Raw genomic sequence first — 16,267 nt, 5'->3', positions numbered from 1 at the left:
GTATAAAAATCGGTCGGATTTTGCACATTAATCGCGGAATCCGACCGCTTGTATGTATAGAAAAGCATAAATTAAGGAGAGTAACATGCCAATTTCTAAAAAGAAAAGGTCGGAAAATCACGATCATCAACCTAGCCACCTAGAGCCAAAAAATAATAAACAAGGTGGTAGCTTTGCCCCACTTAGGCAAAAACTGTTCCTCATTTTATGGATTGCAACTATCGTAGGTAATGTCGGTAGTTTTATTCGTGATGTAGCAAGCAGTTGGTTAATTACCGAATTATCAGCCTCACCTGCTGCAGTTTCACTTATTCAAGCAGCAACAACACTCCCCTTTTTCTTACTCGCAATTCCTGCTGGAGTCATGTCGGACATATTAGACCGTCGTAAATTTCTTATTTCAATTCAGTTCATTTTGGCCTTAAGTAGTACCTGTCTAATGCTACTTTCTGCAACAGGTTTACAATCTGTCATAACACTTGTTCTCTTTACCTTTACTGGAGGAATCGGTGCGGCACTAATGGGACCAACATGGCAAGCTATCGTGCCTGAATTAGTTAATCGTGAAAACCTTAAAAATGCCGTTGCTCTTAATTCATTAGGTATCAACATTTCTCGTGCAGTCGGTCCCGCTATTGGAGGGGTTGTCCTTGCACAACTTGGGGCATCTTTTGCTTATGGAATGGATGTCATCAGCTATGCATTTGTCATTAGTGCATTATGGTGGTGGAAACGGGAAGTTAAAGAACATGATGAACTCTTTGAGCATTTTGGGGGCGCATTCCGTGCAGGATTACGCTATGCAAAATCAAGTAAACCTTTACATCGTGTGCTTTTCCGTACTGTCCTCTACTTTTTATTTGTCAGTCCAGTATGGGCATTATTACCATTAATTGCCCGCCAATTATTAGGCGGAACAGCAGGATTCTACGGATTACTCCTTGCAGCAGTGGGAATAGGTGCCATTATTGGTGCAATTATTCTTCCAATATTAAGAAACCGCTTATCCTCAGATCAGCTATTATTAACGTCCGCAATTATTAGTGCTGTCGTCATGTGTTTCTTAGCACTTTCTCCGCCGCAATGGTCTGCTGTTATCGCAACCTTATTCCTTGGATTTGCTTGGATTACTGCATTAACAACGTTAAATGGCGTTGCCCAAACGATTTTACCAAATTGGGTACGAGGTCGCTCTTTGGCAATTTATCTCACAACATTTAATGGTGCAATGACTGTTGGAAGTTTAACTTGGGGATTTGTTGCACAATATATTGGTTTGTCGATGACGCTTGCCCTGGGTGCAGTGATACTTATCATTATTAGTGTATTAGCTAATAAAGCCAAATTGCCATTAGGTGAAGATGATTTATCCCCTGCAAACCACTGGGAAGCCCCACATACTCACGATAATATTCCACTTCATCGTTCACCAGTGATGATTCAAGTTGAATATCGAATCAATAAAGATGATCAAAAAGCATTCTTAAGAAAGCTGAAAAAATTTGCAGAACATCGTCGTAAAGATGGTGCATATTCTTGGGGAGTCGTTGAAGATACGGAAGATCCTGAAATTATTTTAGAATGGTTTTTAGTGGAAAGCTGGGCTGAGCATCTACGTCAACATGGAAGAATTTCAAAAGTGGATGCCCAACTACAAGCTGAAATTAATGCCTATCATCAAGGTGATAAACCAAAAATTAAACATTTTGTTGGCTTTAAAAATCATTAACTGTCGTTAATTTATTATCATCTAATTAATTAGCTCTCAAGGCTAAGAAAGGATTTTACCTTTTCTTAGCCTTTCTTCTATCCATTCCTTTTCACCTATACTTTACTATTTATTTTATTGATAATGCTTATCATTTAAAATAAAATAGCCAATGCTAATCCGTAATATCTCCTTTTCTACTGGGATATTCTGATTATCAACATAATTTAAGTTTGTTTTAAAAATGGATACTCACATGAAAAAAATAAGTATATTAGTTGGCAGCCTACGCCAAGGCTCTTTTGCTAGAAAAATTGCAAAAAATATCATCCCTATGTTTCCTCAAAATTATCAAGTCAGCATCGTCGAAATTGGTCACTTACCTTTATACAACTTTGACTATGACGATCCTGCCATGACCGATTTCCCTCTTCCAGAAGCATACACCGAATTTAGAGAAACCATAAAAACTTCAGATGGTATATTCTTTGTTACGCCAGAAAATAACCGCACCATTCCTGCTTGTTTAAAAAATGCCGTTGATATTGGATCAAAACCAAATAATGATGTCGCTTGGAAAAATAAACCGAATGGCATCATCAGCCACTCGGTTGGAAAAATGGGCGGATACAGTAGCCAAAAAAATCTAAGACTGGCTTTATCTTACTTTGATATGAAAACCGTAGGACAACCTGAAATCTTTTTAGGCAACTCACCAACTTATTTCGATGAAGATGGCAATTTAAACACAGAAAAAACGCGCGAATTTTTGCAAGATTATGTGAACCGCTTTGTTCAATTAGTTGAAGAAAATGCATAAAACATAAAACCCACTTTACAGTGGGTTTTATGCAAAATTTTGCAAAATAATACGATGAACTGACCGCTTGTTATCTCGTTCTATCTCTAATACTATCTAAATGCTCATCCACCAATAACTTACCATTTAAGAAAACTGTTTTTAATTGATTTTCTCTGTTAGCTAATTCATCTTGTCGGACAGTTTGCCATTGGTTGTCTTCGTAGATTAAGGCTTGAATACCTTTTTTAGAACGTTTCATTTGGCTAGTGATTGGGGCTTTGAAAATATCTTTCCATTCACCATTAATACAAATTGCACTGGCTTTCATAGCCCAACTCATCGTATCTCGATTCACTTGTTGCAATAAGCCACCACCCATACCGAAATTCACATTTTCAACACTAAAACCTTTTTGCATAATGGCATCTAAAATAGGGTCAAGGGAGTTCATATTAATGCCATCTCCTTGAATAATACGGATGTAATCAGGGAGGACCTTATAGCCTTTACTATTGACGGTAGTACCAAATTTTTCTGCTAGGATCTCAAGGGTCTTGCACACAATCTCAATAGGATCACCGCTATCTGGACGAATAACTAATCTGCCACCTTTTTCTTTAATTTTTTGATGAAGTTGCTCTCCCCAAATATTTTCCAATGCATTCCATAAATTATAGCTATCTGAAACAACCGCATAAATTTTCTTGTCGCCAGCAAATTGCGTGATCATATTGTCATAAGCCATCGCTTCATTATCTTTTCCCCAAGCTGTGATGGTACTATGCTCGGCTGCTGGAATAGAAAAAGCGGGCATTTTAGTCACGTTGTACCAACGCTTTGCCGCTAATAATGCTGAAACACTATCAGTTCCTCTAAAATTGACTAAATGAGCTAATCCACCTAATGCAACTGTTTCTAAGCTTGAAGCGCCCCTTGCACCAAAATCATGCAGTTGGAAGTCTAACCCATCAAGGCTATCTGACGATTTTAATAAGGCTTGTTTAATTTTCTGTTTACAGAAATAAGAAATACTAGCGACTGTCGAGGGATACCATACGGCACGTAGCAACGCTGTTTCTAGGTAGCCCGATAACCAATAAAATTCAGGATCGGTATTTACAATTTGACACACTACATTGCCAACAGGTAAGACTGTTCCTTCAGGCACTGCATCTATTTTAATTGGCAATAACCCTTTATGCTTTTCAAGCAATCTTTGCCAACCTTTTCGATGAAAGGGTAATCCGTGGGCAGTAAGTGTAATTTCTGCCTGATCTATATCAGTTTGAGTGATTGGAACAAGTAAATATTCTTTAATAAACGCTTGTAAGCCGAACATCACAACATCAAAATTACTCTTTCGAGCTTCGATATAGTAAGAAATATGTTCAGTATTAGGGGGGTATTGTAACCAGTGGGATGCTTTATAACTGTCGACATTTAAAAGTAGATTGTTAAAATTTGATGAGTACATTTCATTTTCTCACTATAATCAGTTTAACTATATATTTTTGATATATACACTTTACCAAATTTTCACTAAAAAGCCTATTTAATATCTTTTAGCTACCAAAATTTTTATATAAAAAATAGTGCAATTAAACATAATTGTAAAACATAAAATACTATGTAATAAAATATTTACAAATTAATTTATTGTTTGCTAGAATGCTCTCATCTTATTACTTATTAGGTATTTATATGAAAAATAAAACTTTAGGAAGTGCCTTAATCGTTGCAGGAACGACAATTGGCGCAGGAATGTTAGCAATGCCACTTACTTCTGCTGAGATGGGTTTTGGCTATACAATGGTCTTACTATTTACATTATGGCTACTTCTTTCATACAGTGCTCTACTATTTGTTGAAGTCTACCAAAAAGCTGAACGCCAAGATGCGGGAATTGCAACACTGGCAGAGCAACATTTTGGGATGATTGGTAGAGTTCTAGCAACCTTATCACTCGTTATCTTTATGTATGCAATTTTAACTGTATATGCCTTAGGGGGTGGTAATTTACTTGCACCATTCTTAGAATTTATAGGTGGTAATGCGGAAGCGGTTTCTATCACAGCATTTATTGTCTTTTTTGCAATAGCGGTGACCATTGGTACTCAAGCGGTAGATGCCTTTACCCGAGTTCTCTTCATAATAAAATTAGTTGCATTCTTCTTTGTTCTCTACATGATGCTACCTCTAGCGACTGCAGAAAACTTAGGTGCAATGCCATTAAAATATCTCGTAATAATTTCGGCAAGCCCAGTATTCTTTACATCATTTGGTTTCCACGTTGTTATTCCAAGTATTAATAACTACTTAGATGGAGATATTCGTCGCTTACGCATTGCGATTATTGGAGGTACAGCAATTCCTCTTGTTGCTTATATTTTATGGCAAATGGCGACACATGGAGTATTTTCACAACTTAAGTTTGTGGAAATTATCAGTGAAGATCCGACATTAAATGGATTAATTGCAGCGACATTACAAGCAACAGGAAGTAGTTTTATCAGTGAATCTGTGCGTATCTTCTCATCTTTAGCACTTATTACATCATACCTAGGTGTTGCTTTAGCGCTTGTTGACTGTTTAGATGATTTACTAAAACGTATTAATATCAAAGCAAATCGTATTTCATTAAGCTTACTTACCTTTGTACCCGTTTTAATATTTGCACTATTCTATCGTGACTTCCTTGGTGTACTCAGCTATGCCGGTCAAATGTTTACCTTCTACGGACTTGTATTACCTGTAGGGATGGCGTGGGTATTACGTAAAAAATACCCAGATTTAGAATATCGTGTTATGGGTGGAAATGTAGCTTTAGTATTAGCTCTTATTTTAGGTGTGGTCATTATGTGTGTACCATTTTTAATTCAAGGTGAATTACTACCACCGGTAATTAGTTAGTTCATATCTATAAAATAAAAATAATACATTTTAATCTGCTTCCCAAAAGTTACCATTCAATCAACTTATTAAGAAGCAGATTTTTTATCATTAAATACAACCAACATAAAAAAATAAGTTATCAGTTTTTACCTTGATAATTACCTCCTTTTTTAACCTGCCATTACCTTAATCATATCAATTAAAATTGTTAACAGAACATGATGTAAAAAAATAAAAACACTTCTGCAATAAAATATTTACAGTATAATTTGTTGTTTGTTAAAATACTGATATTTTTTAATTGGTTTGGTTGTTATATGAAAAGCAAAACTTTAGGAAGTGCACTAATTGTTGCAGGTACCACAATTGGTGGTGGTATGTTAGCTATGCCTCTAACTTCTGCAGGTATTGGATTTGGATTTACTGTTGGGCTTCTTGTTACTTTATGGCTGTTACTTTGTTTTAGTGCATTATTATTTGTTGAACTGTATCAAACAGTTGACAGTGATGCGGGAATAGGGACATTAGCAGAAAAATATTATGGGACTTTTGGTAGAATAGTTTCAACTGCAGTTTTAATTATTTTCCTCTATGCAATTTTGTCTGCTTATGTTTCAGGTGGCAGCTCAATTCTTAGTGCTTTTTTACCCACTATTATTGATGAAGAAACCACGTCTCGTATTGCAGGGATTTTATTTACCCTTATTTTTGGTGCTTTCATTATTGTGGGTACAAAAAGTGTAGATGCAATCAATCGAATATTATTTACTACGAAAATTTTCGCTTTTGCTTTTGTACTTTTTTTATTGTTACCAGAAATTTCAATAGATAACCTATTAGAAATGCCGATTAATAATGCGTTATTAATTTCAGCAAGCCCAATATTTTTTACATCATTTGGATTCCATGGTTCAATTCCTAGTTTAAATAAATATTTAGAAGGCAATGTCAAAGCATTACGTATTTCTATTTTAGTTGGTACAGCCATCCCTCTCATTGCTTATATTTTATGGCAATTAGCAACTCACGGTGTTTTATCTCAAACCGAATTTTTACAAATTCTAGAGCAAGATCCAACCTTAAATGGGTTGGCAAAAGCCGCTACGCAAATTACAAGTAGTTCAATAATTGGTGCATCTGTTAGAATCTTCTCTGGATTGGCTCTGATTACCTCATTTTTAGGTGTAGCACTAGGATTATTTGAAGCATTAGAAGACTTGCTTAAGCGTGTAAATATTGAAGCAGGAAGATTGACTTTAGGTGCAATGACTTTTATTCCACCTATGCTATTTGCCTTCTTTTACCCACAAGGATTTATCACGGCATTAGGCTATGCTGGACAAATGTTTGCATTTTATGCCATCGTATTGCCAATTGCTATGGTATGGAAACTACGTAAACAATATCCTGATTTAGCTTATAAAGTGAAAGGTGGAAATACAGCATTAATTACAGCACTAATTGTTGGGGTATTTATTGTCATTGTCCCGTTCTTAATCAATCAAGGATTATTACCGCAAGTTGTGGGCTAAGGTATTCGGCATAGTAGACAAAATAGACATCATATAAACAAGAATAAAAAAAGCCTAGTAAAATTACTAGGCTTTCATAAATGGTGCTCTGGGCGAGACTCGAACTCGCACATCCGCCGGACACTACCCCCTCAAGATAGCGTGTCTACCAATTCCACCACCAGAGCTAAATTTATTTATTGAGGAATATCGTTATTTTGTTGTTTCTGTGTTTCAACTGGAAGTTGCTGAAGCTGTTCAACTTGACTTAAGTCTTCAAATTGACTTTGAGGCGCTTGTACTTCCGTATTTAAATTTCCTATTACCAAGCTGATTGCAAAAAATATAATTGCTAATATTGCTGTTGTTCTAGATAGAAAATTTGCTGAACCCGCAGAACCAAAAACAGTTCCTGCCGCACCTGCACCAAATGATGCACCCATATCAGCACCTTTACCTTGTTGAATCAAAATGAAACCAACAAGTAATACAGCAACACAAAGATACACGATAGTTAACACATTAATTAACATTTTATTCTCTTTAATCTGATTCAAAATAAAATTCCGCACAAGAGCGGAATATTTTTAACGTGAAGAATGATATAAGGTTCTAGTTTTTCTTGCAAGAAAATTTTTACAAATTGAGCATATCCGATTTATTTTTCATCAGTCCTTTTATACTTCCGCTTACTACTATTTTTACTATAAGATACAAGCGGTGAGATCTTTGCCAAATTTTGCAAAATTTCAGGGTGAGGAGACTGTAATAATTGCGGTAAGCTAAAACCCAACTCATGCATAAATTGCTGGTAACTGACTTGTTTTTTGCTCATATTCGTCAATTGCATCTCCCAATGTGCTGTCATATCTGGTAACGTTGCACTCTCTGGTAACGCTTGAATCAATGTGCGACCAAGTTCAGTACTATGAATATTACGCCCTTTCTTAACTAAAAATCCTCGTTTAAACAATAATTCAATAATTCCTGCACGAGTGGCTTCTGTTCCTAAACCATCCGTTTCTCTTAATATCTTTTTAAGTTGTTTGTCTTGAACAAAACGAGCAATCCCTGTCATTGCGGATAGCAAGGTTGCGTCGCTAAAATAGCGAGGTGGTTGAGTTTTTTTAGTTAAGATTTCCCCATTATCACAATGTAAAATCTGATCTTTTTTAACCACTGGTAAAAGAGGCTCTACAGCATCATCACTATCTTCCTTACCTAGTAAGGATTTCCAACCAACAATAATCAAATTCCTAGCTTGAGCAATAAATAATCCGCCTGAAATATTGAGTTCAATTTTACCTTTTCTAAATTGAGCATCTGGACAAAACTGTAATAAATATTGACGAGCAATCAGTGAATAAATTCGTTTTTCGTTTTCTGTTAATCGCACATTTCCCGATCTCGAAGTTGGAATGATTGCGTGATGGGCTTCTACTTTCTTATCATTCCAACATCTATTCCTAATGTTTAGATCAACCACTTCAGGCAATGCGGAATATTCTTCCAAATGTCCGCTAATCGCATTAGCCACTTGAAAGCGATCATTAAAATGTTCTTGAGGTAAATAACGGTTATCTGAACGAGGATAAGTAATTAATTTGTGTGTTTCATACAATTTTTGACATATATCCAATACGTTTTGAGCAGATAATCCAAATTTACGGGCAGCATCAATTTGTAATGCGGATAATGAATAAGGCAATGGCGCAGTTTCTGTTTCCACTTTATCTTGATATTGAGAAACAACGGCAGGTTTATCGGTAATTCTTTTCACCACGTTTTCAGCTAGAGCGCGTGATAAAACTCGTCCATCTTCATCTTGATAATCTTCACATGCTTTACTTGGTTGCCATTGAGCCTTAAATTGCTCTTTTGTTTCTGGCACAGTAATATTAGCAATGACCTCAAAATAATCTTTTGGGACAAAATTTTCGATTTCTAAATCACGACGAACAATAAGCCCAAGCACTGGTGTTTGTACTCGACCGACCGATAGCACTCCCTTGTAGCCTTGTCTTTGACCTTGTAACGTATATGAGCGTGTCATATTTATACCATATAACCAATCAGCCCTCGCTCTCGCTAAAGCTGAAGTCGCTAAAGGGATAAAATCTCGGTTAGATTGCAATTTTTCAATCGCTTTTTTGACTGCATTCGGGTTAAGGTCGCTGATTAAACAGCGTTGAATTTGAGCTATTTTTTCAGAGCCTAACTTTAGATAACCAAACACCTCATCAACTAATAATTGCCCTTCTCTATCTGGATCGCCTGCATTCACTAAAATATCGGCTTTACGAATAAGTTTCTCGACAACCTTTAATTGTTTTAAGGTTTCTTTCTTAGGGAGAAGTTTCCACTGTTGAGGAATAATAGGTAGGTGTTCAATACGCCAAGTTTTGAAACGTTCATCATAGGCATCAGGCTCAGCTTGTTCAAGCAAATGCCCAATACACCAAGTGACAACATTTCCTTCACCACATTCAATAAATCCATCTTTAGTAAAATGAGGTTTAGGTAAGACTTGAGCGATAGCTCGCCCAAGACTAGGCTTTTCTGCAATAAACAAACGCATACGATCAAGATTTAGCAAAAAACTAACTAATTTACGCCTTGAGAAGACAAAATCATTTGGCACAACTGTGGTGGTTGCGGTAATACTTTAGATTTAGGTTTAGATGTAGATGGTTTTGCAGGCTCAAACCAAGAATAAAGTTCTGATCCACATCCGTCTCCAGCCGGTGGAGGAGCTTGATTCTTACATTGTTTTGCATCAGCAGGACATCCTAATCTGACATGGAAGTGTGAATCATGCCCAAACCATGGACGAATCTTACGCAACCAATCTCGATCATTTCCTGCCGTATTGCATAATTTAACTTTAATTGCAGGATTAACAAAAATGCGATCAACACGATCATCTGATGCTGCTAATTTTATTAATTGTGTATGATTAGGTGTCCATAAACGCTCATTTACCACATTGGCAGAACGATCGACCATAATAGTCGCTAGCCCCGCGGGATTTCTTGCGGTTTTATCATCCATAGGACCAAATCTTAGCCAAATATCTGCATCTAGCCCTGTTTGATGGCTGGCATGCCCCGATGAAAAACGCCCACCCGCAGGCATTCCCATATCACCAATTAATATCGGTGGAAGCCCTGATGATTTTGCTCTTTGACCTAAATTAGTCAAATAGCTTAATAATTTCGGATGGCCATAATAGCGATTCTTGATAGAACGGATGACTTGATACCCTTCCCCTTTTAACGCTAATGGTTCGGCACCAATAATACAGCCATTACTATATCCCCCAATGGATTGTGCTGCACCAGCAACTGGTGCTTTGATTTTTTCCCATGGAGTTGCCATAGATATCCCTGAAACGAGTGGAATACATGCCACAGCTATTTTTAATAAATTCATATTATTGTCCTAAACTTCATAAGCAGAATCGCTTTTATCTTCAACCATTCTAGTTTAATACCCTATGAAAAGCAAAAGTTGTATTTTTATTCTCTACTCAATAAGTTATAGCATAAAAACTTTTGACGAATGAAGATAAAAAGTCTAGCATTTGCTTACTTTCATTTATAAAAGACCCGAGGAATATCACATGGCAAATAATAACGCACAATGCTTTCATGATATGTTGGAATATGTCCATCTTTATCGTTTAAAAAACAAACTTCTTAGAGACACTGCAGATAACGATAGAAAAATTCGCGATAACCAAAAACGAATTTTATTGTTAGATAACTTAAACCAATATATTACAGAAGGCATGACTATCGAAGATATCAGAGCTATCATTGCGAATATGCGCGAAGATTATGAAGCTCGTGTTGATGACTATACAATCCGTAATGCTGATTTATCTAAACAACGTAAAGAAATTCGTAAACAAATGGCAAATCACAGCCATAAAAAATCAGACAAATAATTGTCATCTCATTACTGATATACACTAAAACTACAGATACTACCTCAGAGTATCTGTAGTTTTTTATTAAAATTACATACCACTTAGAATTTCTAACGCATCCGAAAGTTTTTTCACAGGAAAGACTTCCATACCTGTAATGACTTTTTTAGGTGCATTCCCTGCGGGTACGATTGCTCGGCGAAACCCATGTTTAGCGGCCTCACTCATTCTTTCTTGTCCACTCGGCACAGGGCGGATCTCTCCAGCTAATCCCACTTCTCCAAATACCACTAGATCATCGGGTAATGGTCTATTTTTAAAACTAGACACTAAGGCAAGTAACAAAGCCAGATCGGCGCTTGTTTCTGTGACTTTTACCCCACCCACTACATTAACAAAGACATCCTGAGCAGACATTTGCAAACCACCATGTCGGTGCAATACAGCAAGAAGAAGTGATAATCTATTTTGCTCCAACCCTACCGCTACTCGACGAGGATTAGCTAACATAGAGTGATCAACCAATGCTTGAATTTCAACAAGTAAAGGACGTGTTCCCTCCCAAATTACCATAACGGAACTGCCCGATGTTTGTTCTGAACTGCGACTAAGAAAAATTGCTGATGGATTTTTGACTTCCCTAAGTCCTTGTTCAGTCATCGCAAAAACCCCAAGCTCATTTACTGCACCAAAGCGGTTCTTTTGACTTCGTAATGTGCGATAGCGGGAATCAGCCTCGCCCTCAAGTAAAATAGAACAATCGATACAATGTTCTAATACTTTAGGCCCTGCTAATGTGCCATCTTTTGTAACATGCCCTACCATAATAATCGCAACTTGGTGGGTTTTCGCATAACGTGTTAGAAAAGAGGCGCATTCTCTCACTTGTGAAACACTGCCCGGCGAAGATTGAATATCAGCTAAATGCATCACTTGAATTGAATCAATCACAATCAATTGAGGTTTTTCTTGATCGGCAATATTACAAATATGCTCGACCGAGGTTTCTGAGAGTAATTTTAGCTTTTCCGTTGGTAAACCCAATCGATGAGCTCGCATTGCAACTTGCTGTAAAGATTCTTCACCCGTCACATATAATGTCGAAATGCTATTGGATAAGCCACACATAACTTGTAACAATAATGTACTCTTCCCTGCACCAGGATGTCCGCCAATCAAAATTGCACTACCTGGAACAACTCCGCCACCAAGCACACGATCTAACTCTAAAAAACCGCTCGTAAAGCGTGGAACGTCCTGTAAATCAATTTCTGATAGAACCTTAACTTTTCCTGAGGTCTCTCCAGCATAGCCACTTAATCTATGACTGTGAGATTCTTGCTTTGCTGAAACAAGGCGAACTTCACTAATCGTATTCCATTCTAAACAAGCCTTACATTGTCCCATCCAACGAGCATATTCAGCTCCACATTGATTACAAACATAAGCTGTTTTGGGTGCTTTAGCCATTTAATTTCAACCTCATTTCTAGTTATTTGCACTGATTTATTTTGCAATGATAGTACCAAAAAATACTGTTTAAAAAAACAGTTATTTCACTTCTGTTTTACTTATTTTTCGAGCGTGATCGCAAAAGAATAAGCCACACATAGACTTATTTTTAAAATCGCTCACACTTCACAACATTCATCACATAACGCTCTCAACGCTAAGGTAATCCTATGAAAAATTTCCATATTAATAAGACACTTAAGGCTTTTACTCTCATTGAACTCATGATTGTTATTGCTATCATTGCAATTCTTGCAACCATTGCGATTCCATCCTATAACGGCTATACAAAAAAAGCAGCGCTATCAGAATTATTACGAGCCTCTTCAACCTATAAAGCCGATGTTGAAATATGCATTTATAACACTGGGGCATTATCAAGCTGTTCAGCTGGAAAAAATGGTATTCAAGCTGCACTATCAGACAGTGATGACAATAAATACCTCAAATCTGTTTCTGTATCTGACGGAGTTATCGCCGTTGAAGGAAAAGCTAGCTTAGCAGATTATGGCTATACCCTAACACCTAAGATAAGTGATAACAATATTAGCTGGTCAACAACCTGTAAAGGCGAAGATACCAGCCTATTTCCAGCTAACTTCTGTGACTCATAATATTCTAGTGTAAATAAAGGCTTAATTATGACCTCTATGTATTCAGTTTGCGAAATTAGCTCACAACAAATTTTTACAATCGCAAATGAACTGTGGCAGAAAAATTGTAAAAACAAGCATATTTTACAACGCTATTTAGCCATCCCTGTTAAAGAAACGGATAATACGTTGTGGCTTGCTATTGATGATCAAAATAATTTGAATGCCAGTGATAGTTTCGCCTTTATACACAATAAAAAAATTGAGCAGATTATTATTTCATCTGAAGAATTAAAATATTTGCTCAATGAACTCTCACCCAATCATGAAATCACCAATGAATTGGCCGACATAAATTATGTATCTGAGAATACCTCGAATAAGCCAGACTACAATGATCCAATTATTCAGATCCTTGATAATCTTTTTAAATTTTGTTTGCAACAAAATGCCTCAGATATACACATAGAACCTGCAAAAGATAAATTGAACATACGCCTAAGAATAGATGGGCTACTGCAAGTTTATAAAACACTACCTCAGCATTTAGCGAATCGATTAGTGTTAAAGATTAAACTCCTCGCAAATCTTGATATTAGTGAATCTCGCCAACCGCAAGATGGTCAATTTAGTTTTACCACCGTACTGTCAGAATCTTTGGATTTTCGTGTTTCAACATTGCCAACCTATCACGGAGAAAAATTAGTCTTACGTTTACAAAAAGATAAGCCCGTTCAACTTGATTTCCTTACTTTAGGTTTTACTCCACAACAAAAGGAAATCTTATTACACGCATTAAGCCAACCTCAAGGTCTGATACTCGTTACAGGTCCAACAGGAAGTGGTAAAAGTATTACCCTATATACTTCATTAAATCACTTAAACCAAACAGACAAACATATTCTCACGGCTGAAGATCCCATAGAAATTGAAATTGAGGGGTTAATTCAAACCCAAGTCAATTCCTCTTTAGATCTTACATTTAGTAAGTTGTTAAAGACTTTTTTAAGGCAAGATCCCGATATTATTATGCTAGGCGAAATCCGAGATCCTGAAAGTGCCAAAATAGCATTAAGTGCGGCCCAAACGGGACATCTAGTCCTATCAACACTGCATACCAATGATGCTCCCTCTGCGATTGATCGACTGGTACAGCTAGGTATTGATGAATATGAAATTAGAAATTCTCTATTATTAGTTATCGCTCAAAGACTTGTTAGAAAACTATGCGAAAAATGCCTCGGTAAATCTTGCCAGTACTGCTATCAAGGCTATAAAGGTCGAATTGGTGTTTATCAATGCTTATCCCGTTCTGCAAAAGAATTTAACAAACTGACCGCTTGTTTAGACTACTCATCTTTATATCTTAGTGCGAAACAAAAGGTTGAATCGAACCAAACTAATCTAGCTGAAATTCAAAGAGTACTAGGGTATGACTAAATTATACGAATATCGCTGGAAAGGACTAAATCAATTAAAAGTCAAACAACAAGGGAAATCCCTTGCCCAAAGCCATGAAAATTTAGAACAAAAACTTACTGAAAAAGGCTACACCCATCTTCATATCAGTCGCAATTTTGTGATTCCACAAAAGCCCAAATACGAAGAAATTACGCAAATCATCAATCAATTATCGCTATTATTAAATGCGGGTATTACACTTAAATCTGCATTAAATATCATTACCAATACTTGCTTAAATATTAAACTGACACAATGGTTATTCAATATAATTGAACGATTAGAGCAAGGTTTTAACCTTTCTAGTTCGTTAGAAAATAAAGATGCCTATTTATCAAGCCAAGAAATATTATTAGTGAGTATTGGAGAAAAAAGTGGAAAGCTATCGACTATATTAGAGCAAATTGTACTCTCACGTTTAAAATCAGAAGGATTAAGAAAAAAAGTAAACAAAATTCTATTTTATCCTGTGATTATATTAAGTATATCGATTATTTTATCTCTATTATTGATGATTTTTATTGTTCCACAGTTTGCTGAATTATATACGTCAAAAGATAAAGCACTCCCCTTACTGACTGAAATAGTCTTTAATCTATCTTCATTTATCACTGAGAATTATACGTATCTCATCATGACTTTTTTATTATCATTTGTTATTTATAAATTTCTATTAAAAAGAAAAACAGAAAAAATCAAGAACAAGTTAATTAATCACATTCCTATTTTTGGAAACATAATACATACACAAAAAACCATCTTCTTCTTTAACTATTTCTCATTAATGCTTGATGCTAACTTAAAGCTAGAAAATATTTTACAGACTTTTCTCAACGCAAATCATAAAGATTCCTCTTTCAAACAAGAGATTAAAATTATGTTAGAGTCAATACAAAAGGGATATTACCTTCATCAAGGTATCAATGGACATATCTTTGGCGAAGATATCGTACAAATGATTTATATTGGCGAAAAAAGTGGAAACTTATCCAGTATGATGCATAAAATAAGCCAAATATATCAAGAACGTCTTGAATACAAAATTGATATACTTTCTCAACTGCTTGAGCCTATTATTATGCTCGTGATTGGTTCAATTGTGAGTATTATCATTATCGCTTTATACCTACCAATTTTTGAATTAGGTAGCATCATATGATAATAATTAATCTTACCCTATCGGTACTGCTCTTCTTTTGGTTTAAAAGAGAACTTAGCCTATTTCATTATCGAATACATAAAAACATTTATGACGAAATGTGCGGCGTTATGAATTTAAACTTTTCACTTAACTATTTTATAAAAAATCGAATATTCTAAAAATAGAGGAAACTAAAGAAATATTGATATTACCACTATTGATATTAACACCATTCTATTTTCAACATAGTTCAGAAGAAATCATAGTAATTAGTATGATATTAATTTATCTCTCACTTTTAGATTACACCTATTATCTTACTGAAATTAAATATATCGCAATCATTTTCACATTATCAATTACTCATATACTGACTAATAACACAGTAAATTTATATGAAAATATAGTTTGTTTACTATTTACAATCCTATTTTTTATTTCTTTTAATTATATTGCTGAATGGATTATGCAAAGAGAGGCTATGGGATTTGGTGATATTTTATTGCTGATAGCATTATCACCTTTATTTACTATAGAAAAAATAGCATTACTACTATTTATAGCAAGTCTAGCTGGAATCCTTTTTTATAGTGGTTACTATTTATTTAAAAAAGAAAAGTTGGTTAAATTACCATTTATTCCCTTTATTACGATTGGATTTATTTTGACGATTTAACCCTCCCCTAAAAAGAGGAGGAGGAGGGCTTTGTAATGAA

Annotated in this window: 14 protein-coding genes and 1 tRNA gene; 9 read left to right on the top strand and 6 right to left on the bottom strand. The window is 35.6% G+C overall.

The genetic code is table 11. From position 1 onward, the window contains the following. Positions 1 to 85: 85 nt before the first annotated feature. Complete coding sequence (locus A6A10_RS03645) at positions 86 to 1,729, top strand: MFS transporter (RefSeq protein ID WP_121121886.1); 1,644 nt, start codon at positions 86 to 88, stop codon at positions 1,727 to 1,729. Positions 1,730 to 1,964: 235 nt separating this feature from the next. Further along, positions 1,965 to 2,528: an NADPH-dependent FMN reductase gene (locus A6A10_RS03640; RefSeq protein WP_121121888.1), complete on the top strand. Its 564-nt coding sequence runs from the start codon at positions 1,965 to 1,967 to the stop codon at positions 2,526 to 2,528. 70 nt (positions 2,529 to 2,598) lie between these two features. Here A6A10_RS03640 and A6A10_RS03635 read toward each other — a convergent pair whose 3' ends face one another. Next, a complete protein-coding gene (locus tag A6A10_RS03635) occupies positions 2,599 to 3,984 on the bottom strand; it encodes a nicotinate phosphoribosyltransferase (RefSeq protein ID WP_121121890.1) in 1,386 nt (461 codons plus the stop codon). A gap of 227 nt (positions 3,985 to 4,211) precedes the next feature. Here A6A10_RS03635 and A6A10_RS03630 point away from each other — a divergent pair, with 227 nt between their 5' ends. Both A6A10_RS03630 and A6A10_RS03625 read left to right on the top strand, forming a co-directional pair. Continuing rightward, positions 4,212 to 5,420, top strand: coding sequence for an aromatic amino acid transport family protein (locus A6A10_RS03630; protein WP_121121892.1), 1,209 nt, complete (start codon positions 4,212 to 4,214; stop codon positions 5,418 to 5,420). Positions 5,421 to 5,719: 299 nt separating this feature from the next. Further along, positions 5,720 to 6,934: an aromatic amino acid transporter gene (locus A6A10_RS03625; RefSeq protein ID WP_121121894.1), complete on the top strand. Its 1,215-nt coding sequence runs from the start codon at positions 5,720 to 5,722 to the stop codon at positions 6,932 to 6,934. An 81-nt stretch (positions 6,935 to 7,015) separates the two neighbouring features. On the opposite strand, the gene A6A10_RS03620 is transcribed toward A6A10_RS03625, so the two are convergent. The 4 genes from A6A10_RS03620 to mepA form a co-directional block, all read right to left on the bottom strand. Continuing rightward, positions 7,016 to 7,101 (bottom strand) — tRNA-Leu (locus A6A10_RS03620). Between the two features lie 9 nt (positions 7,102 to 7,110). Further along, positions 7,111 to 7,446 (bottom strand): preprotein translocase subunit SecG, encoded by a 336-nt coding sequence (gene secG / locus A6A10_RS03615; protein ID WP_121121896.1) that lies wholly within the window; start codon positions 7,444 to 7,446, stop codon positions 7,111 to 7,113. A gap of 125 nt (positions 7,447 to 7,571) precedes the next feature. Continuing rightward, entirely contained in the window at positions 7,572 to 9,491 is a 1,920-nt protein-coding gene (locus A6A10_RS03610; protein ID WP_121121898.1) for a DNA topoisomerase III, read from the bottom strand. A 26-nt stretch (positions 9,492 to 9,517) separates the two neighbouring features. Beyond that, positions 9,518 to 10,345, bottom strand: coding sequence for a penicillin-insensitive murein endopeptidase (gene mepA, locus A6A10_RS03605; protein ID WP_121121900.1), 828 nt, complete (start codon positions 10,343 to 10,345; stop codon positions 9,518 to 9,520). Positions 10,346 to 10,535: 190 nt separating this feature from the next. Here mepA and A6A10_RS03600 point away from each other — a divergent pair, with 190 nt between their 5' ends. Then, positions 10,536 to 10,862 carry a DUF496 family protein gene (locus tag A6A10_RS03600; RefSeq protein ID WP_121121902.1) on the top strand — a complete coding sequence of 109 codons (327 nt, stop codon included), beginning with the start codon at positions 10,536 to 10,538 and terminating at the stop codon, positions 10,860 to 10,862. A gap of 72 nt (positions 10,863 to 10,934) precedes the next feature. On the opposite strand, the gene radA is transcribed toward A6A10_RS03600, so the two are convergent. After that, complete coding sequence (gene radA, locus A6A10_RS03595) at positions 10,935 to 12,314, bottom strand: DNA repair protein RadA (RefSeq protein ID WP_121121904.1); 1,380 nt, start codon at positions 12,312 to 12,314, stop codon at positions 10,935 to 10,937. A gap of 212 nt (positions 12,315 to 12,526) precedes the next feature. Between radA and A6A10_RS03590 the strand changes: the two genes are divergently transcribed. The 4 genes from A6A10_RS03590 to A6A10_RS03575 all read left to right on the top strand — a co-directional run bounded on the left by A6A10_RS03590 (position 12,527) and on the right by A6A10_RS03575 (position 16,227). Then, positions 12,527 to 12,970, top strand: coding sequence for a pilin (locus A6A10_RS03590; RefSeq protein ID WP_121121906.1), 444 nt, complete (start codon positions 12,527 to 12,529; stop codon positions 12,968 to 12,970). Positions 12,971 to 12,997: 27 nt separating this feature from the next. Continuing rightward, positions 12,998 to 14,389 carry a GspE/PulE family protein gene (locus A6A10_RS03585; RefSeq protein WP_229583618.1) on the top strand — a complete coding sequence of 464 codons (1,392 nt, stop codon included), beginning with the start codon at positions 12,998 to 13,000 and terminating at the stop codon, positions 14,387 to 14,389. After that, positions 14,382 to 15,569 (top strand): type II secretion system F family protein, encoded by a 1,188-nt coding sequence (locus tag A6A10_RS03580; RefSeq protein WP_121121908.1) that lies wholly within the window; start codon positions 14,382 to 14,384, stop codon positions 15,567 to 15,569. The genes A6A10_RS03585 and A6A10_RS03580 overlap by 8 nt, the downstream gene beginning before the upstream one ends. A 256-nt stretch (positions 15,570 to 15,825) precedes the next feature. Next, on the top strand, positions 15,826 to 16,227 hold the full coding sequence (locus A6A10_RS03575; RefSeq protein ID WP_121121910.1) for a prepilin peptidase: 402 nt from the start codon (positions 15,826 to 15,828) through the stop codon (positions 16,225 to 16,227). Positions 16,228 to 16,267 lie beyond the last annotated feature (40 nt).

The sequence above is a fragment of the Otariodibacter oris genome (assembly GCF_009684715.1).
GTDB lineage: Bacteria > Pseudomonadota > Gammaproteobacteria > Enterobacterales > Pasteurellaceae > Otariodibacter > Otariodibacter oris.
This window is presented reverse-complemented; position numbering and strand designations above follow the sequence as displayed.